The sequence below is a fragment of the Streptomyces sp. CC0208 genome, assembly GCF_003443735.1.
Taxonomy (GTDB): domain Bacteria; phylum Actinomycetota; class Actinomycetes; order Streptomycetales; family Streptomycetaceae; genus Streptomyces; species Streptomyces sviceus.
This window is the reverse complement of record NZ_CP031969.1, coordinates 865,642-882,384: the sequence shown is the minus strand read 5'-3', so window position 1 is coordinate 882,384 and position 16,743 is coordinate 865,642. Positions and strand designations below refer to the sequence as shown.

General features: G+C 72.2%; 19 protein-coding genes and 1 pseudogene. 5 read left to right on the top strand and 15 right to left on the bottom strand.

The features are described from left to right. Nucleotides 1-5 precede the first annotated feature (5 nt). Entirely contained in the window at nucleotides 6-1,004 is a 999-nt protein-coding gene (locus D1369_RS04130; RefSeq protein WP_007386407.1) for an LLM class flavin-dependent oxidoreductase, read from the bottom strand. Between D1369_RS04130 and D1369_RS04125 the strand changes: the two genes are divergently transcribed. Then, nucleotides 913-1,773, top strand: coding sequence for a nucleotidyltransferase domain-containing protein (locus D1369_RS04125; RefSeq protein WP_007386408.1), 861 nt, complete (start codon nucleotides 913-915; stop codon nucleotides 1,771-1,773). The two genes, D1369_RS04130 and D1369_RS04125, sit on opposite strands and share 92 nt — an antisense overlap. A gap of 162 nt (nucleotides 1,774-1,935) precedes the next feature. On the opposite strand, the pseudogene D1369_RS43400 reads toward D1369_RS04125, so the two are convergent. From D1369_RS43400 to D1369_RS04110, 3 genes and pseudogenes are all read right to left on the bottom strand, one after another. Further along, a pseudogene (locus D1369_RS43400) lies at nucleotides 1,936-2,040 on the bottom strand (GTP-binding protein); the annotation flags it as partial. A gap of 13 nt (nucleotides 2,041-2,053) precedes the next feature. Beyond that, complete coding sequence (gene rpmF, locus D1369_RS04115) at nucleotides 2,054-2,224, bottom strand: 50S ribosomal protein L32 (RefSeq protein ID WP_007386410.1); 171 nt, start codon at nucleotides 2,222-2,224, stop codon at nucleotides 2,054-2,056. Between the two features lie 72 nt (nucleotides 2,225-2,296). Further along, the gene (locus tag D1369_RS04110; RefSeq protein ID WP_007386411.1) at nucleotides 2,297-2,707 is read right to left on the bottom strand and encodes a (2Fe-2S) ferredoxin domain-containing protein; all 411 of its coding nucleotides are present in this window, start codon (nucleotides 2,705-2,707) and stop codon (nucleotides 2,297-2,299) included. A 110-nt stretch (nucleotides 2,708-2,817) separates the two neighbouring features. On the opposite strand from D1369_RS04110, the gene D1369_RS04105 reads away from it, so the two are divergent. Further along, entirely contained in the window at nucleotides 2,818-3,309 is a 492-nt protein-coding gene (locus D1369_RS04105) for an HAD family acid phosphatase (protein ID WP_007386412.1), read from the top strand. Between the two features lie 6 nt (nucleotides 3,310-3,315). Here the strand turns inward: D1369_RS04105 and D1369_RS04100 are convergent, their stop codons facing one another. Continuing rightward, nucleotides 3,316-3,531, bottom strand: coding sequence for a dodecin (locus tag D1369_RS04100; protein WP_037902226.1), 216 nt, complete (start codon nucleotides 3,529-3,531; stop codon nucleotides 3,316-3,318). 68 nt (nucleotides 3,532-3,599) lie between these two features. On the opposite strand from D1369_RS04100, the gene D1369_RS04095 reads away from it, so the two are divergent. Further along, entirely contained in the window at nucleotides 3,600-4,796 is a 1,197-nt protein-coding gene (locus D1369_RS04095) for a MalY/PatB family protein (protein WP_007386414.1), read from the top strand. 39 nt (nucleotides 4,797-4,835) lie between these two features. On the opposite strand, the gene egtD is transcribed toward D1369_RS04095, so the two are convergent. Genes egtD through egtA form a run of 4 tightly spaced genes read right to left on the bottom strand, consistent with a single transcriptional unit; the run spans nucleotide 4,836 to nucleotide 9,200 of the window. After that, complete coding sequence (gene egtD / locus D1369_RS04090) at nucleotides 4,836-5,798, bottom strand: L-histidine N(alpha)-methyltransferase (protein ID WP_007386415.1); 963 nt, start codon at nucleotides 5,796-5,798, stop codon at nucleotides 4,836-4,838. Beyond that, nucleotides 5,795-6,568 carry an ergothioneine biosynthesis protein EgtC gene (gene egtC / locus D1369_RS04085; RefSeq protein WP_007386416.1) on the bottom strand — a complete coding sequence of 258 codons (774 nt, stop codon included), beginning with the start codon at nucleotides 6,566-6,568 and terminating at the stop codon, nucleotides 5,795-5,797. Before egtC ends, egtD begins: the two co-directional genes overlap by 4 nt. Next, nucleotides 6,568-7,899 carry an ergothioneine biosynthesis protein EgtB gene (gene egtB / locus D1369_RS04080; protein WP_007386417.1) on the bottom strand — a complete coding sequence of 444 codons (1,332 nt, stop codon included), beginning with the start codon at nucleotides 7,897-7,899 and terminating at the stop codon, nucleotides 6,568-6,570. Before egtB ends, egtC begins: the two co-directional genes overlap by 1 nt. Beyond that, nucleotides 7,896-9,200, bottom strand: a complete 1,305-nt coding sequence (gene egtA / locus D1369_RS04075; protein WP_007386418.1) for an ergothioneine biosynthesis glutamate--cysteine ligase EgtA — start codon at nucleotides 9,198-9,200, stop codon at nucleotides 7,896-7,898. The genes egtB and egtA overlap by 4 nt, the downstream gene beginning before the upstream one ends. Before the next feature lie 288 nt (nucleotides 9,201-9,488). Between egtA and D1369_RS04070 the strand changes: the two genes are divergently transcribed. Next, nucleotides 9,489-10,319 (top strand): TIGR02452 family protein, encoded by an 831-nt coding sequence (locus D1369_RS04070; protein ID WP_037902228.1) that lies wholly within the window; start codon nucleotides 9,489-9,491, stop codon nucleotides 10,317-10,319. Nucleotides 10,320-10,322: 3 nt separating this feature from the next. Here D1369_RS04070 and D1369_RS04065 read toward each other — a convergent pair whose 3' ends face one another. Continuing rightward, nucleotides 10,323-10,769 (bottom strand): type II toxin-antitoxin system PemK/MazF family toxin, encoded by a 447-nt coding sequence (locus tag D1369_RS04065; RefSeq protein ID WP_007386420.1) that lies wholly within the window; start codon nucleotides 10,767-10,769, stop codon nucleotides 10,323-10,325. A gap of 71 nt (nucleotides 10,770-10,840) precedes the next feature. Here D1369_RS04065 and D1369_RS04060 point away from each other — a divergent pair, with 71 nt between their 5' ends. After that, nucleotides 10,841-11,032, top strand: coding sequence for a hypothetical protein (locus D1369_RS04060; protein ID WP_050789806.1), 192 nt, complete (start codon nucleotides 10,841-10,843; stop codon nucleotides 11,030-11,032). 129 nt (nucleotides 11,033-11,161) lie between these two features. Here the strand turns inward: D1369_RS04060 and D1369_RS04055 are convergent, their stop codons facing one another. From D1369_RS04055 to D1369_RS04035, 5 genes are all read right to left on the bottom strand, one after another. Then, nucleotides 11,162-12,640: a flotillin family protein gene (locus tag D1369_RS04055; protein WP_118082263.1), complete on the bottom strand. Its 1,479-nt coding sequence runs from the start codon at nucleotides 12,638-12,640 to the stop codon at nucleotides 11,162-11,164. Nucleotides 12,641-12,773: 133 nt separating this feature from the next. Further along, a complete protein-coding gene (locus D1369_RS04050) occupies nucleotides 12,774-12,992 on the bottom strand; it encodes a hypothetical protein (protein ID WP_237557699.1) in 219 nt (72 codons plus the stop codon). Nucleotides 12,993-13,017: 25 nt separating this feature from the next. Further along, complete coding sequence (locus D1369_RS04045; protein ID WP_118082262.1) at nucleotides 13,018-14,439, bottom strand: amidase; 1,422 nt, start codon at nucleotides 14,437-14,439, stop codon at nucleotides 13,018-13,020. A 282-nt stretch (nucleotides 14,440-14,721) separates the two neighbouring features. Beyond that, on the bottom strand, nucleotides 14,722-15,603 hold the full coding sequence (locus D1369_RS04040; RefSeq protein ID WP_007386427.1) for an ABC transporter permease: 882 nt from the start codon (nucleotides 15,601-15,603) through the stop codon (nucleotides 14,722-14,724). Next, complete coding sequence (locus D1369_RS04035; protein WP_007386428.1) at nucleotides 15,603-16,532, bottom strand: ATP-binding cassette domain-containing protein; 930 nt, start codon at nucleotides 16,530-16,532, stop codon at nucleotides 15,603-15,605. Before D1369_RS04035 ends, D1369_RS04040 begins: the two co-directional genes overlap by 1 nt. Nucleotides 16,533-16,743: the final 211 nt, after the last annotated feature.

The following is a 16,743-nucleotide window of genomic DNA, read 5'->3' as shown; positions in this document are numbered from 1 at the left end:
CGACTCTAACCGGAGGTGATCGTCGCCAGCCGCCGATAGGACTCCAGCAGGGCCTCGCGGTCGTACGTGCTGGTCGTGACCAGGACCTCGTCGGCCCCCGTCTCCTTCAGGACCGTCTCCAGCTCGTGGGCGACCTGCTCCTCGGTGCCCGCGATGTGACCGGCGAGCCCGGACTCGTACAGGCCCTGCTCCCTGGCCGTCATCGCGAGCGCCTCGACGCGTTCGGCGGGCGGCAGGGGCGGGAAGGTGCCGTGGGTCCGCGAGTACGCCATCGACCAGGCCTCCGGGATCAACAGGCGCCGCGCCTCCTCGGGGGTGGCGGCCACCGCGACCGTCCCGGAGATGACGACATACGGTTCCGGCGCCCAGGGAGAGGGCCGGAAACGCCCGCGGTAGTGGTCGATGCCGCGCTGCATCCTCTCGCGGTTCCTGAGGTCGCCGATGACCATCGGCAGGCCCGCGCGGGCCGCGATCGCGGCGCCCTCGCCCATGGCCAGCACGAAGGGCGGCACGGCCAGGCCCTCGGCCGGGCGGGCCCGCACCCCCGTCTCGGACGTGCCGCGGAACCAGCCCAGGAGTTCTTCCAGCTGTACGGCGAAGTCGTCGGCGTCGTCCTTGCCGCGGCCCAGCGCCCTGCGGACGCCGTCGGTGAAGCCGACCGAGCGGCCCAGGCCCATGTCGATCCGGCCGGGAAAGAGGGACTCCAGCACCCCGAACTGCTCGGCGACGACCAGGGGTTGGTGGTTCGGCAGCATCACGCCACCGGTGCCGACCCGGATGGTGTGCGTGGCCGCGGCCACGGCGGCCGCCAGCACGGTCGGCGCGGAGCCCGCGACTCCCGGCACGCCGTGGTGCTCCGAGACCCAGAACCGGTGGTAGCCGAGCCCCTCGAGCTCCTGTGCCAGCCGTACGGTGTCCTGGAGCGCCTGCGCGTTCGTGCCGCCCTCGCGGGTGCGGGAGCGGTCGAGGACGGAGAAGCGGGTGGCGGCGGTCAGGGAACTCACACCGGGTTCAACACGTGACCGGACGCGGTATTCCCGCCACCGGGACCGCCGCGAAAACCGGATGACCGCGATCGCCGCAGGTCAGCACAATGGTCTCGTGACCGTCCAGAACATCCTGCTCTCCGGCGTCGTCGGCTCGACCGCGTACGGACTCGCCCGCGAGGGCTCCGACGTGGACCGGCTCGGCCTGTTCGCCGCGCCCACCGAGACCCTGCTCGGCCTGCGCAGCCCGAAGGAGTCCCACGTCACCACGGCGCCGGACCGCACCCTGCACGAGGCGGCGAAGTGGTGCCGACTCGCCCTCGGCGGCAACCCGACCGTCATGGAGCTGGTGTGGCTGCCGGACGAGCTGTACGAGGTGCGCACGGCGCTGGGCGACGAACTCATCGGCATCCGGGGGTCGTTCCTGAGCTCGCAGCGCGTCCGGGACGCCTATCTCGGGTACGCCACCCAGCAGTTCAGGAAGCTGGAGAGCCGTGGCGGCGATCACCGCACCGCCAAGCACGCCCGGCACCTCAAGCGGCTCTGCCATCAGGGTCTGCAGCTTTACACCACCGGTCGGCTCGCGGTGCGGGTCGAGGACCCGGACGAGTACCACCGCTTCGGGGACGCCGTCGCCGCCGATCCCGGGGCGGCCCGGAGCCTGCTCGCCCACTACGAGACCGCGTTCGCCGAGACCCGCAGCGCGCTGCCGGACCGGCCCGACGAGGGGCCGGCCGAGGCGTGGCTGCGCCGTGTGCGCGCGGAGTTCTACGACACGGCGGCGTGAGTGTGGGTTCCGTCCGACGAGCGGGCGGTCCTCGCCCGGGGTCAGGAGGCAGGACGCGAGGGCGTGGCGCAGCGCGTCACGCTCCAACCCCGTCCCGATGAAGACGAGTTCCTGCGCGTACGGCGCCTGGAAGGGGAGTCCGGAGCGGAAGACGGTGGAGGAGACCAGATGGTCGAAGCGGTCCTCGCGGGCCAGCCGGTCCACCTCCTCGAGGAGGTCGTCGCGCAGGGTGCAGCAGATGCAGCCGTTGGCCATCTCGACTTCGCGGTTGGCGAGCTCCTCAGCCCTCGGGGCGCAGCAGGCCGCGCTCGTATGCCTTGACCAGGTGCTGCGGGACGAGATGTGCGACGCCGTCGATCGTGACCGGCACCAGCTGGGGGGTGGTGGCCTTCCACTGCGCGCGGCGGTGGCGGGTGTTGCTGCGGGACATCTTCCGCTTGGGGACAGCCATGGCGGGAACCTCTTCAGGGGCCTCGATGGGTGGGCATCGAGGACGCTACATGAAAATGGATCCCATTAACAATCAACGGCGGCGCCGGGACCGTACCCGGGCCTCCCGGGGCGGATCGATGAACTGCAGCTGCAGCGTGAGCGGCGGCTCGGCGATTCCCGGACCGCCCGCCGCCGCCCACTGCACGACCTCCTCGGTGCCCGCGTCGTCCATGACGAACCCGATCCACACGGCCTTGCCGCCCGCCCGCCGCCCGGCCGTGGAGGGGCGCACGACGATGACGTTCGCCTGGTCGCACGGGCCCAGGCAGTCGGTCGTACGGACCTGGAAGCCGTGCTCGGCCGCACCGGCCCGCAGCAGCTCAAGCTGCCAGGTGTGGTCGGTGCCGGGGTGCTTGCGGGCGTCTCCGCAGCAGCACCCCCGGCAGACGACGAGGGTGCAGGAGCCGGAGCCGGTCAGGAACGTACGGGGCGTCGGAGGCATGGGAGAAGCATGCAACCTGCACTGATCGCTGAGTGTGGGCGGGGTGCCCCTGGAGTCGGGCGAAGAGTGGTCGCCCGGGGCGGGAAGGTCGCCGGTCTAGGGTGGGTGGGGTGACCGACAGTGACAAGCTCCCGCTCGCCGTGTTCGACCTGGACAACACCCTCGCCGACACGGCCCACCGACAGCGGTTCCTGGAGCGCAGCCCGCGCGACTGGGACGGGTTCTTCGCGGCCGCGCCCGAGGATCCGCCGATCCCGGAAGGCGTCGCGCTGGTGCTGGAGAGCGCCGAGGAGTGCGAGATCGTCTATCTCACCGGCCGCCCCGAGCGCTGCCGACGCGACACGCTGGCCTGGCTCGCCGCCCAGGGCCTCCCGGAGGGGCGCGTGTACATGCGCCGCAACGACGACCGGCGGCCCGCCCGGCGCACCAAGCTGGAGATCCTGAAGCGCCTCGCCCGCACCCGGGAGATCCGGGTCCTGGTGGACGACGACGAGTTGGTCTGCGAGGACGCCCGACGGGCCGGATTCACCGTCGTACGGGCACGCTGGACCGCCCCGTCCGCGCCCCTGGAGGTGGCGCAGGAGCAGGAGGGGCGGACCTGACAGCCGTCAGTCGGACTCGTCGAGGCGGAAGCCGACCTTCAGCCCCACCTGCCAGTGCAGGATCTGTCCGTCCTCGATCTGGCCCCGTACTTGGGTCACCTCGAACCAGTCGAGATTGCGGAGGGTCTGCGAGGCGCGGGAGATGCCGTTGCGGATCGCCTGGTCGACGCCGTCCGGCGAGGTGCCGACGATCTCGGTCACCCGGTAGGTGTGGTTCGTCATGGTTCCACCGTGCCCCAGGCGGCAGCGGAGCGCGAGCCGTCCGCCCCTATCTTGGGTGCATGGACGGTATGCCTCGTGACATCCCCGCGCCCACGATCGTGAACCCCCTGCGCCAACTCTCCCTGGAACAGCTCCGACGGCGTACGAGCATGAAGTGGCGGACCTATCCCGAGGACGTGCTGCCGCTGTGGGTCGCCGAGATGGACGTGCCCCTGGCCGAACCGGTCGCCCAGGCCGTCCGGGACGCGGTGGCGCTGGGAGACACCGGGTACCCGTACGGGACGGCGTACGCCGAGGCGCTGGCCGACTTCGCGGGCAAGCGGTGGGGTTGGGACGGGCTCGCGGTGGAGCGGACGGCGATCGTCCCGGACGTGATGCTGGGCATCGTCGAGATGCTCAAGCTGGTCTCCGGGCCGGGTGATCCGGTGGTGGTCAACTCGCCCGTGTATCCGCCCTTCTATCAGTTCGTCGGGAACATGGACCGGCAGGTCGTCGAGGCCCCGCTCGGTGCGGACGGCCGGATCGACCTCGGGGTCCTGGAGGACGTCTTCGGGAGGGTCGGCACGGGCGCGGCCCGGCCCGCGTATCTGCTGTGCAGCCCGCACAACCCGACCGGCACCGTGCACTCCGCCGAGGAGCTGGCGCACGTGGCCGCGCTGGCGGAGCGGTACGGGGTGCGGGTCGTGGCCGACGAGATCCACGCCCCGCTCGTGGCGGCGGGCGCGAGCTTCGTTCCCTACCTGAGCGTGCCGGGCGGGGGAAACGGGCTGGCGTTGCTGTCGGCGACCAAGGCGTGGAACCTGGCCGGGCTCAAGGCCGCCGTGGCCGTCGCCGGGCCCGACGCGGCTGACGACCTCGCGCGTCTTCCCGAGGAGGTCGGCCACGGTCCCAGCCATGTCGGCGTCCTCGCCCACACCGCCGCGCTGCGGGACGGCGGCGCCTGGCTCGACGCCCTGTGCGCCGGCCTCGACGACAACCGCCGGCTGCTGGCCGATCTCCTCGCCGAGTCACTGCCCGCCGTGCGCTACGAACCCGCCGAGGCCACCTTTCTCGCCTGGCTGGACTGCCGAGCGCTGGAGCTGGGCGACGATCCGGCGGCCGTGTTCCTGGAGCGCGGCCGGGTCGCCCTGAACTCGGGCATCCCGTTCGGCACGGGCGGCGCCGGCTTCGTGCGGCTGAACCTCGCGACCTCTCCCGAGCTGATCACCGAGGCGGTACGGCGGATGGCCGCAGCCCTCGGCCCCACCGCCCTCGACCGGCGCTGACGGGGGGCCGGGACGAACCGGCCCCCCCCGCGATGCGTGCTACCGCACCACGCTCAGCGACAGCGCGAACCGGCCCTCGCCGTCCGTCCACCAGTGCGCCAACTCAAGCCCGACGGCGGCCAGTTCGTCGCGGACACCCTCCTTGCGGAACTTCGCCGAGATCTCGGTGTGCAGTTCCTCGTCCGCCGCGAAGTCGACGGCCAGGTCCAGCGCCGGAACCTTCACGGTCTGTTCCGTGCGGGAACGCAGGCGCATCTCGATCCACTCGTTCTCGGCGTCCCAGAGGGCCACGTGGTCGAAGGCGCCCGGATCGAAGTCGGCACCGAGCTCGCGGTTGACGACGGTCAGGACGTTCTTGTTGAACGCGGCCGTCACCCCGGCCGCGTCGTCGTACGCCCTGACCAGCACGTTCTCGTCCTTGACCAGGTCCGTGCCGAGGAGCAGCGCGTCACCGGGGGACAGCAGGGAGCGGACGGAGGAGAGGAACGCGGCGCGCTCGACGGGCAGCAGGTTGCCGATCGTGCCGCCGAGGAAGGCCACCAGGCGCGGGCCCGGCGTCCCCGGCAGGGACAGGCCGCCGGTGAAGTCGGCGATCAGCGCGTGCACGCTCAGCTCCGGCCGCTGGGCGATGAGCGCGTGCCCGGCCTGGGTCAGAGCGCTCTCGCTGACGTCGACCGGGACGTACGTGTGCAGTCCGGTCAGCGCGTCGAGCAGGTACCGGGTCTTCTCCGACGAACCGGAACCCAGCTCGACCAGCGTGCGGGCGCCGGTCGCCGCGGCGATCTCGCCGGAGCGCGCGACGAGGATCTCCCGTTCGGCGCGGGTCGGGTAGTACTCGGGCAACTCGGTGATCTGCTCGAACAGTTCGCTGCCGTGGGCGTCGTAGAACCACTTCGGCGGCAGGGTCTTGGGCGTGTGCGTCAGGCCCTTGAGGACGTCGGCGCGCAGGGCGGCCTCGGTGGCGTCCTCGGGCAGGGTGCGGGTCAGCAGGAACGGACTCACGTGCGGGACTCCTTGAGTGGTTCCAAAGACTTCAGTGGCGTCAGCAGGACATCGGTGCGGCTCGCCGTGAGCAGCGTGCGGTCGGGGACCTCCCGCCAGTGCGGATCGTCGTCGTAGGGCTCGGAGGCCACGACGGTGCCGGTGTCAGGGCGCTGGAGATACCAGAGGGTGTCGCCCCAGGCGGTCGCGGCGATGGACTCCCCGTCGGTCAGCAGGAGGTTGAGCCGGGAGTCGGGGGCCGCCTCGGCGACCTCCAGGACCGTGTCGGCCAGCGCCTGGCCCTGCTCGTCGCCGCCGCGCAGCCGGTTCAGGACCAGGGCCCACACGAACGCCGAGTCGTTGCGGGCCTCCAAGGACAGCAGCTCCGCCGCGGGAAGCGAGGCGGTCAGGGGGGCCAGTGCGCCGGGCCAGCCCTTGACCGCGCCGTTGTGGCTGAACAGCCAGGGCCCGGAGGCGTACGGCGCCGCGGCGGCCTCGGCGTCGGCTCCCGCCAGGGTGGCGTCCCGTACGGCGGCCAGAATCGCGGTGCTCCTCACGACCCGGGCCAGGTCCGCGAAGGACAGGTCGGCCCAGATGGGTCCGGCCCGCCGGTACCGCGCCGGCACGGGGTCGCCCTCGGCGTACCAACCGACCCCGAAACCATCGGCGTTGACGGTGCCGTGCCGCTGCCGGCGCGGTGCCCAGGACTGGCGGTACAGGCTGTGCGCGGGCTCCGTGAGGAGCCGGCCGATCGGTTCCTCGGGTCCCAGATAGGCGAGATGACGGCACATCAGGCGGCTCCCGCGGAACGGGCCGTGCGGAAGCCGGAGAAGATCTGCCGCCGGATCGGATAGTCCCAGTTGCGGAACGTGCCCCGGCAGGCCACCGCGTCCACGGCGAACGAACCGCCACGCAACACCTTGTGGTCGGGGCCGAAGAACACCTCCGAGTACTCCTTGTACGGGAACGCCTGGAACCCCGGGTAGGGCTCGAAGTCGCTCGCCGTCCACTCCCACACGTCGCCGATCAACTGCCGCACGCCGAGAGGGGACTCACCCTCCGGGTAACTGCCGGCGGGGGCGGGGCGCAGGTGCCGCTGCCCGAGGTTGGCGTGCTCGGGTGCCGGGTCGGCGTCGCCCCACGGGTAGCGCATGGAGCGGTCGCCCGCCGGGTCGTGGCGGGCCGCCTTCTCCCACTCCGCCTCCGTGGGCAGCCGGCGGCCGGCCCAGCGGGCGTAGGCGTCGGCCTCGTACCAGCACACATGGACCACCGGCTCGTCGGGCGGCACGACCTCGGTGACGCCGAAGCGGCGCCTCAGCCACTGCTTGCCGTCACGGCTCCAGAACAGCGGGGCCTTGATGGAGTGCCCGCGGATGTGCGCCCACCCGGCCGGGGCCCACCAGCGCTCGTCGTCGTAGCCGCCGTCCGCTATGAAGGCCTGGTACTCGGCGTTCGTCACGGGGGTGGTGTCGATGTAGAAAGAGTCCACCTCCCGCCGGTGCGCGGGGCGTTCGTTGTCCAGCGCCCACGGCTCGTCGGAGGTGCCCATGGTGAACGGGCCGCCGGGGACGAGGACTTCGGCCGGACCGGTGAACAGCGGGGCCGGGTCCGGGTCGGGGGCGGTCAGGGCCTGGGGGCCCTTGCGGAGCTGATGGGTGATCAGCATCGTCTCGTCGTGCTGCTGTTCGTGCTGAGCGATCATCCCGAAGGCGAATCCGGCCTCGGTGAGCCGGGTGCCGTGCAGCGCGGTGCCCTCCAGGACGTCCAGGACCCGTCCGCGTACCTCCGCCGCGTAGCGCCGGGACTCGGCGGGCGTCAGCAGGGGCAGCGTGGGGCGCTCGGAGCGCGGGTGCTCGAAGGCGTCGTAGATGCCGTCTATCTCGGGCCGTATCGCCTCCTGCCCGGCGACGGTCCGCAGCAGCCACTGCTCCTCCTGGTTGCCGATGTGGGCGAGGTCCCACACGAGCGGCGACATCAGCGGTGAGACCTGGGCGGTCAGGTCGGGGTCCTCCACACAGCTGGTGAGGAGGGTCGTACGGTCCCGCGCCGTGACCAGGGTGGTGACGGCCCGCTCGCGGAAGGCCTCGGGGTCGACGGAGGGGTCGACGGACGGGTTGGTCATGTGCGGATTTCCTTCCCGAGCGAACCGTGCGTCCGGTCCAGCAGATCGTCGGCGGGGCAGCGGCCCCGGATCACATAGCGGTGCAGATAGGCCCCGACGGCATCGGTGACCTCGGTGGTGGCGCCGAGCCGGGGCAGGGCCTCCAGGGCCGCCGCGAAGCACGCGATCGCGGCCTCGCACAGCTCGGGGTCGGCCAGGCCGTGGCGGGCCGCGTCGATCCACAGCGGATTGTGCGGGGCGGGCATCGACAGGGTGCGCTCGGCCAGCGGCTTCACCACCCGGTAGGCGGTCTCGGCGGCCTGCGGGTCGTCGAAGAGCGCCGCCGTCACCGCGAGCGGGACGATCCAGCCGTCCTCGCCGGGCTGGGCGTCGATCATGCGCAGTTCCAGATGTCCGCGCGGCCTGACCGGCGGGAACAGGGTCGAGACGTGGTAGTCGAGATCCTCCCGCGTCGGCGGCCGGGGCACGCCCGACCTGGCCCACTCCCGGAAGGAGAGCCCCTCCGGGATGTCCCAGGGGCCGCTGTCCCGCCGTATGCACATCACCGGCGCGTCCAGGACGTGCCGGGTCCAGGCGCTGCGCGGGTCGGTGTCCAGGGACGGGCCGCCCGCCCGGCCCTTGCCGATCTCCGTCCACCGCAGCTGACGGGTGGAGAGCCAGCCGGTGGGCTCGGAACCGGCCAGCGGGGAGTTGGCGAAGGCGGCCACCAGGACCGGGCCCAACTGGTGCGCCAGCGACCAGCGGCGCCCCAGGCCCAGGGGGCCGGGCTCCTCGTGGCCGGCGTCCACGCACACCTGCACGGAGGCCGAGGTGCACATCATGGCGCGCCCCGCCGGGCCGGTGCGGTCCAGGCAGGCCTCCATGGCGTCGTAGCGCGGCTCCCGCAGGTATCTGCGGGGCGGGTGCCAGGGGTCGTGGCCGAGGCCGACGAGGCCGAGACCGTGCTCGGCGAGGGCCGCCCGGACGGCGGCCAGATCGGCGGAGACGGTACCGATGCACTCCATCAGGGAGTCGGCGGGCTGCGAGCTCAGCTCCAGCTGGCCGCCCGGTTCGACGGTGAGCGCCGACTTCAGGGGCACGGCCCGCAGTGCGGCGTAGGCCGCCGCGAGTTGTTCGGATGTCACGGGGAGCCGCGGGTTGCGCAGCTCGTGGACGAGCCATTCCACCTCCACCCCGATACGGCGGGGTGGACCGGTCTTGAAGCAGATGCCGCGGACCAGGGCCTCGAGCTCTGCTTCGGGGAGCGAGGTACGCGGCTTCGTACAGTCGGCCGACGTACAGTCGCTGGGTGTGTCGGACATGTCGGGATCCTCCTGAGATTCCACCATGCCACCGGTCCGGGGGTCAGGTGGGTCGGACCGGCAACGCTCGTCCCACCCAAGACCCTCGTGCCGTTCCGCACAAGGGGGCAACTCCTTGCATTAGGGGCTGTGGATCTCCGTTTTCCCTGGATTTTCGAGGTGTTTTCGGTGGTGCCGGGCGTCGGAAACTCTGTTGCACCGCCGCACCGGTATCGCCCACGATTCCAGCATGGGTACGACGGGGGAAACCGCGCGGCGGGCGGTCATGGCGTCCACGGGGGTGGCGCCATGAGCGCACGTCTGCGCGGGATCGCACAGGAGACGGAACGGATCGTCGCGGCGGGGCACTATCACTCGCCGGACGGGCGCCGGGTCTCCCTGGCCGCCGAGATCGAGGCGGCGCGGGCGGGGACGCGGATGTACGGACCGGGACCCGTGGAGGTGCCCGACTTCGCCGCCGTGGACACGTTCGTCGAGGTCACGGGGGAGAGCAGCCTGGAAGCGGCCCTTCGGCTCGGCGGCCGGCCGGCCGTGCTCAACTTCGCCTCGGCCCGCAATCCGGGCGGCGGCTACCTCAACGGCGCCCAGGCCCAGGAAGAGGCCCTGTGCCGTGCCTCCGCGCTGTACACCTGCCAGCTCCGGGCCCGCGAGTTCTACGACCACCACCGGGCCCACCGCGACCCGTTCTACACCGACCGGGTCATCCACTCACCGGCCGTACCCGTGTTCCGGGACGATCGCGGCGCCCTGCTGGACTCGGCGCACCCCGTGGGTTTCCTGACGGCGGCCGCCCCGAACGCCGGGGTGGTGCGGCGCACGGCACCCGAGCGCGCCGCCGAGCTGCCCAGAGCCCTCGCGGCGCGCGCCGAGCAGGTCCTCTCGGTGGCCGTGACGGAGGGCTACCGGCGGCTGGTGCTGGGCGCCTGGGGGTGCGGGGTCTTCCAGAACGACCCCGCCCAGGTGGCGGGGGCGTTCCGGACGCTTCTCGGGCCCGGCGGACGCTTCAGCGGTGCCTTCGAGCACGTGGTGTTCGGGGTGCTGGACCGGACACGGGGTGCTGTGGTGCGCGAGGCGTTCGTCCGGGCGTTTCCCACCGACCGCTTGCTCCGAACGGGTTAGCCGTCAGGTCCAGCCGTACCGCTCGTGCAGCCGCTGCCTGACCAGGTTGAACCGTCCCCGGTCCAGCGCGCACGCCTCCCGGCGCATGCCCTCCTCGTGGAGACGCAGGACGCGGTCGACGTCCACCCAGGAGTCCCGGCCGGTCCGGTCCCAGGGCCCGCCGCCGATCGGGACCCACTCCCGGTCCCCGTCGTGCCGCTTGCTCGACAGCTGCACGGCGAGGAAAGTGCCGGCCGCCTCCCGGGCGACCACGAGCACGGGACGGTCCTTGCCGCGTCCGTCGTTCTCCTCGAAGGGCACCCAGGTCCACACGATCTCCCCGGGATCGGGGTCGCCGTCGTGTGCGGGGGAGTACTCGGTGCGCACCCGGCCGACCTCGCGCGGGTCGGCCTCGGTGGTGGCGGTGGCGCCGAAGCGGCCGGGAACGTTCTCATGGGTAAACGCAGTCACGGGGGCACCTTATGGCGTCCGCCGAACCGGGGGAGCAGTACGGTCGCTCCGATGCACGAAGCGGCGGGCGAGTGACGATTCAAGTCGGCCTGGGCATCGGCCGCCTGGTCCTCCGGGCCCTGAACCGGGTGGAAAGCGTCCTGGCCGCCGCGGCGGTCGTGCTGGGCGCGTTCGGTGACGCACCGGCTCGGGTCATCGCGTGGACCGTGACTCCGGTGGTGCTGCTCGTCGGTCAACTCGCCGCGGTCCGCCCCCCCCGTTGAACTGCCGCTCCGACCGCGTCCTCGCCCTCGTCGGCCTGGGTGTCATGCTGCTCGCACGGGGAACGCGGGCGGTCCGGGACCCTTTTCTCCAAAGGCCCCTTTCTCCAAAGGCCCCGGACCGCCTGCTCCCTACTCCTGGACCGGCACCTTCTGGGCGGGCGGCGGTACGGTGACCCCGTTGAGCGAAGTCCCGTTCGGCGACTGCCCGTTCTGGTTCATCGACGCGAGCAGCTGACGGGCCAGACCCAGCCCGGTGCCGCCCATGGTGAGCGCCTTGGCGAGCATGTCCGCCATGCCGTCGGCGCCGTTGAGGACCACCATGTTGTCGACGTTGCCGAACGCGGACGCGCCCGCCTTGACGATCTCCGGCCAGTTCTCGGCGAGTTGCTGGGCGACGACCGCCTCCTGGTTCTCGGCGAGGGCGGCGGCGCGGGCCTTGATGGCCTCCGCCTCCGCGAGACCCTTCGCCTTGGCCGCCGCGGCCTCGGCGAGACCCCTGGCCTGGGCCGCCGCGGCCTCGGCCTCACCGGTGGCCCGGGTCGACGCCGCCACGGCGGTACCACGGGCCTTGGTCGCCTCGGCCTCGGCACTCGCGGCCGTCTTGACCCGGGTCGCCTCGGCCGCCGCCGCGAGCTCCGTTTCCCTCGCCTTGGCCTCGGCCCCGGAGATCCGCGCGTCGCGCTCGGCCTCGGCCAGCGTGCGCTTCTCGTAGGCCTTGGCGTCCGCCGGCTTGCGGACGTCCGCCTGGAGTTGCTGTTCGCGCCGGTGCGCCTCGAGTTCGGCGACCCTGGTCTCCTGGACGACGACCTCCTGCCGGGCGGCGGCGTCGGCGAGCGGACCGGCCTGGCGCGCCTTGGCGCCCGCCTTGTCCCGCTCGGCCTGGTAGCCGGCCTGGAGGATCTCGCTGTCCCGGGTGGCCTGCGCCATCCGTGCGAACGACTGCTGCTCGGCCTCGGTGGCCAGCCGGTTCGCCTCCGCCTGCGCGATGCGCGCGTCCCGCTGGACGGCGGCCGCGTGCGGCATCGCCAGGTTCTGGATGTACCCGGTCGGATCCTCGATCTCGTGGATCTGCAGGGAGTCGACGATGAGCCCCAGCTTCTCCATCTCCGTGCCGCAGGCGGCCCGGGTCTGCCCGGTGAGCTTCTCCCGGTCGCGGATCATGTCCTCGACGGTCAACCCGCCGACGATGGACCTGAGATGACCGGCGAACACGTTGTGCACCCGCTCCGACATCAGCTTCTGCTGGTCGAGGAAGCGGCGCCCCGCGTTGGCGATCGACACGAAGTCGTCACCGACCTTGAAGATGACCACGCCCCGCACCTTGAGCGGGATGCCCTGGTGGGTCACGCAGTCCACATGCAGTTCGGTCTCGTTCAGGTCGAGCGAGAGCTTGCGCACCGCCTGAACACCGGGCAGCACCAGCGTGCCCCGCCCGGTGACGATGCGGAATCCCATGCCCGCTTCGAGCCCCTCGGTCCTGTGGTTCGAGCCTGAGATGATCAGTGCCTCGTTGGGTTCCGCGACACGCCACATCAGTTTGAACAGACCGATCAGAACGGCGATGGCAGCTACGGCCACCCCCGCAACGACGCCGACAACCATCGGCATACGCCCCCTTTGGATGGTGCCCTTTCGGCACCGAACGAAGGGAGTGTGCGCCTGTTCGAGGCGCGGGTGAAGACGTCGGCGAATCCTTGTCGAAACCTTGATACACACGCCTCTCACCTGCGCGTTGGCAGGCTCAACTGTCGTACGCCGCCTGCACGTAGACCGTCCTCGGCGGCAGGTACTCCACCACCATCACCACCGTGCCCCGCTCGATCCGGTCCGTGCCGGAGGCCGGGTAGGCGAGGAAGTGCTCGGCGCCGCCCCGCACCCGGACGATCACCTCGCCGACGAGCCCCGGCCCGATCGTCCCCGTGACCCGTCCCATGAGCCCGACCATCGCCGCATCGTCCATGGTCACAGGGTACGGGCCGGGGTGCTCAGGCGGCCGGGGAATCCACGGTGGCGCGGGGCTGCGGCCAGAGCTCGTGCCAGCGCAGCTCGGCCTCCAACTGCGCGGCGAGCGACAGCAGCAGCGGCTCGCTGTTCGCGGGACCGAGCAACTGGGCGCCGACGGGCAGCCCGCCGACGAATCCGGCGGGCACGTTGACCCCGGGCCACCCCAGCACGTTCCAGGGCCAGGCGTACGGACAGGCGGCGATCATCGCGCGGTCCGTGGCCAGTCCGCCGAGGCGGAGCATCGCCCCGATGGCCGGCGGGGGAGCGGCCGTCGTCGGGGCGAGGACGACGTCGTACGACGTGAAGAACGCGCCGATACGGCGGTGCAGGAGCGCCTCCGCTCGCCGCGCCGCCCGCAGCGGGACCCCGCCGAGCAGTCCGCCGAGCCGGGCCGCGTCCCGGGTGCGGCGGTCCAGGAGCGCGGGGAAGGGCGCCTCGCGGACCCGCTCGGCGATGCCGGCCGTGGCGCGGGGGATGAAGGTGAGCCCGATCTGCCCGTACGGCGGATCGGCCTCCTCGACGGTGTGCCCCAAGTCGCCCAGTTTCCCGGCGAGTTCCACTACGCGTGCCCGTACTTCCGGCTGGAGCCGGGCGGGCAGCGCGGTGAACGGCGGCTTCAGGGCGAGCGCGATGCGCAGCCGGCCGGGGTCGCGGCCGACCGCCGCGGAGGCGTCGACGGCGGGCGGGCGATGCGGGTCCAGGGGGTGGTTGCCGGCGGCCGCGTCGAGGAGGAGGGCCGCGTCGGCGACCGTGCGGGCCAGCGTGCCGTTGACGGTGATGCCCTGGAAGGACTCGCCGCGCGGCCAGGTGGAGATACGGCCGCGCTGCGGCTTGATGCCGACGAGGTGGGTCCAGGAGGCGGGGATCCGTACCGAACCGGCCCCGTCCGAGCCGAGCGCGGCGGGCACGAGACCCGCGGCGACGGCCGCGGCGGACCCGCCGGACGAGCCGCCCGGAGTGTGCTCGGGGCTCCAGGGATTGCGGGTCGCGCCGAAGGCCGGCCCCTCGGTGAACGGCCACTGCCCGAACTCGCAGGTGTTCGTCTTGCCGACGATCACGGCCCCGGCCGCGCGCAGCCGCCGTACCGCCTCCCCGTCCCTGGCGACCGCCGGGAACTCCCCCTGGCAGCCGAACGCGGTGGGTTCACCGGCCACATCCATGTCGTCCTTCACCGCGACGGGCACCCCGAGCAGCGGTTTGCGCACTCCTGCGGCCAGTTGGGCGTCCGCGGCGTCCGCCTCGGCGAGGGCGGAGTGCGTCCGTACGATCCGGAAGGCATTGAGCGTGCCCTGGCTGCTCTGGATCCGCGCCAGGGTCTGCTCGACGAGCGCCCGGGAGGTGATCGTGCCGTCGGCCAGCGCACCGGCGGTCTCCACCAGGCCTGCGGAGCGGTCGTACGTCATGCGGGGCACCTCCGGGACTCCGGGACGACGTTGCCTACCGAACGGTAACGTCGGAAAGCGCTTCGCCGGAACGGCTCCGGCGCGGGAGCGGCGGTTCCGCGGACCCACAGCGGCCGCACAGCCCGCACCGGGTGATGCGCAAAGCATTGACGCGTCCTGGCCACGGGTGCGCCCACTCGGCGTCGAACCGGGGGACGGCGGGACCGATGCCTCCCCCGGGAGGTGTCGCCGGCGGCTGACGCGTGGTGCGGACTCATGGCCGTCATCGTCCTCGGGCCCAGGTCAGGAGTCGGACGTGCGGAGCCGGTAGGCAGCGCCGCCCAGGGTCAGTGCCACCCAGCCGGCGAAGACCGCGAGTCCCGCGCCGGGGGACAGGGAGTCCGAGGACTGGTGCAGGGCGTAGACCGCCGAGCCCGCGTTGCTGGGGAAGTAGGGATGGAGGCTGTCGTAGAGCGAGTCGGGCAGCAGCGTGGCCAAGCCGGGGAGGATGAGCAGGGTGCCGACGAGGATCGCGATCGCCCCGGCGGAGGAGCGGACGAGTACGCCCAGGGCCACGCCGAACACGGCCACCAGGGCCAGGTAGACGCCCGCGCCGGTCAGACCGCGCAGGACGCCGTCGTCGCCCAGGGACAGAGCGATCTTCTCGCCGTCCAGGCCCGGGGCCCCCAGCTGGAAGGCGGCCAGGGCGCCGATCATGGTGAGGACCAGGACGATCGGCCCGATCACGGCGGCCTTGGACCACAGAACCGGCAGCCGGCGCGGTACCGCGGTGAGGGTGGAGCGGATCATGCCGGTGCTGTACTCGCCCGCGGCCAGCAGTACCCCGAGCACACCCACGGCCAGCGACGCGAAGGTCACACCGGTCAGGGCCAGGCTCACCGCGTCGCTGCCGCCGCTGCCGCCCCTCGGACGCGGCCCCCTGCCGGTCGTGGCGCCGGGACCGTAGGTGTAGGAGGCGATCGCCCCGAACAGGACCAGCAGGAACACGGCCACGCCCAGGGTGATCCAACTGGAGCGCAGCGACCAGAACTTGGCCCACTCCGAACGCAGCACCCGGATGCCGGTCACCTTGTATCGCGTGGTGGATGTCCGGGGATCGGGTGCCGCGGAGAGGTCGGCGAGATCGCCGGGGCGCTGGGTGCGGCGCAGTGCGGAGGTCGGCATCAGGCGGCCTTTCGTTCGGTGTCGGCCGGAGCGCTCTGGTACTCCACGACGTCTCGGGTGAGGTCCATGAACGCGGCCTCCAGGGAGACGGCCTGCGGGGTGAGCTCGTACAGTGCGATCCCGTGCCGGGCGGCGATCGCCCCGATCTCGCGGGCGTCGCGCCCGCTGACCAGCAGCTCCTCGGCGGCGGAGGAGGTGATCGTGACCTCGGGTCCGGCCAGCAGCGCCCGCAGCCTCGTGGTCTCGGCGGTGGCGACCTTCACGCCGCCGCCACCGGCCTCCCGGGTGAAGTCGTCGACCGTGGTGTCGGCGAGCAGCCGGCCGCGTCCGATGATCACCAGGTGATCTGCGATCAGCGCGGTCTCGCTCATCAGGTGCGAGGAGAGCATCACGGCCCGGCCCTCGTCGGCCAGCGAGCGCAGGAGGTTGCGCACCCACAGCACGCCTTCCGGATCAAGGCCGTTGACCGGCTCGTCGAGCATGACGATCGCCGGGTCGCCGAGCAGGGCCGCCGCGATGCCGAGCCGCTGGCCCATGCCGAGGGAGAAGGCGCCCGCGCGCTTTCCGGCCACGCTGGAAAGTCCCGCCAGCTCGATGACCTCGTCCACGCGGCGGCGCGGGATGCCGTGGGTGTGGGCGAGTGCCATCAGGTGGTTGAACGCGCTGCGCCCGGGGTGGACGGACTTGGCCTCCAGCAGGGTGCCGATCTCGTGGAGCGGTGCGGCCTGGTCGGCGTAGGAACGGCCGGCTACGGTGACCGAGCCCTTGGTGGGGGAGTCCAGTCCGACGATCATGCGCATGGTCGTGGACTTGCCCGCGCCGTTGGGGCCGAGAAAGCCGGTCACCTCGCCGGGTTCGACGGTGAAGCTCAGGGTGTCGACGACCGTCTTGTCGCCGTACCGCTTCGTCAACTCGCGCGCTTCGATCATGGTGATGGGCCTTTCCTGCCTCGAATGCGGCCACGCATGAGCCGCGGCGCCTGCGTCCGAAGCCACGGTCGCGGCGGTCACGAACCCCGGGACCACGGTGGAGTCTTCGGGGCTCGAGTGGTACCGCGGCACCACGGGGACCGGGAGCGCCGACGACTCTTCATGAGAAACCCTGTCTCCGGTGTTGTCGCGCGGTGTACGGCCCTCCGGG

Excerpts from the sequence above, each read along its gene's own strand:
- rpmF (WP_007386410.1), bottom strand. The coding sequence starts at position 2,224 with ATGGCTGTCCCCAAGCGGAAGATGTCCCGCAGCAACACCCGCCACCGC.
- D1369_RS04110 (WP_007386411.1), bottom strand. The coding sequence starts at position 2,707 with ATGCCTCCGACGCCCCGTACGTTCCTGACCGGCTCCGGCTCCTGCACC.
- D1369_RS04100 (WP_037902226.1), bottom strand. The coding sequence starts at position 3,531 with ATGACGAACCACACCTACCGGGTGACCGAGATCGTCGGCACCTCGCCG.
- D1369_RS04095 (WP_007386414.1), top strand. The coding sequence starts at position 3,600 with ATGCCTCGTGACATCCCCGCGCCCACGATCGTGAACCCCCTGCGCCAA.
- egtC (WP_007386416.1), bottom strand. The coding sequence starts at position 6,568 with ATGTGCCGTCATCTCGCCTATCTGGGACCCGAGGAACCGATCGGCCGG.
- egtB (WP_007386417.1), bottom strand. The coding sequence starts at position 7,899 with ATGACCAACCCGTCCGTCGACCCCTCCGTCGACCCCGAGGCCTTCCGC.
- egtA (WP_007386418.1), bottom strand. The coding sequence starts at position 9,200 with ATGTCCGACACACCCAGCGACTGTACGTCGGCCGACTGTACGAAGCCG.
- D1369_RS04070 (WP_037902228.1), top strand. The coding sequence starts at position 9,489 with ATGAGCGCACGTCTGCGCGGGATCGCACAGGAGACGGAACGGATCGTC.
- D1369_RS04055 (WP_118082263.1), bottom strand. The coding sequence starts at position 12,640 with ATGCCGATGGTTGTCGGCGTCGTTGCGGGGGTGGCCGTAGCTGCCATC.
- D1369_RS04050 (WP_237557699.1), bottom strand. The coding sequence starts at position 12,992 with ATGGACGATGCGGCGATGGTCGGGCTCATGGGACGGGTCACGGGGACG.
- D1369_RS04045 (WP_118082262.1), bottom strand. The coding sequence starts at position 14,439 with ATGACGTACGACCGCTCCGCAGGCCTGGTGGAGACCGCCGGTGCGCTG.
- D1369_RS04040 (WP_007386427.1), bottom strand. The coding sequence starts at position 15,603 with ATGCCGACCTCCGCACTGCGCCGCACCCAGCGCCCCGGCGATCTCGCC.
- D1369_RS04035 (WP_007386428.1), bottom strand. The coding sequence starts at position 16,532 with ATGATCGAAGCGCGCGAGTTGACGAAGCGGTACGGCGACAAGACGGTC.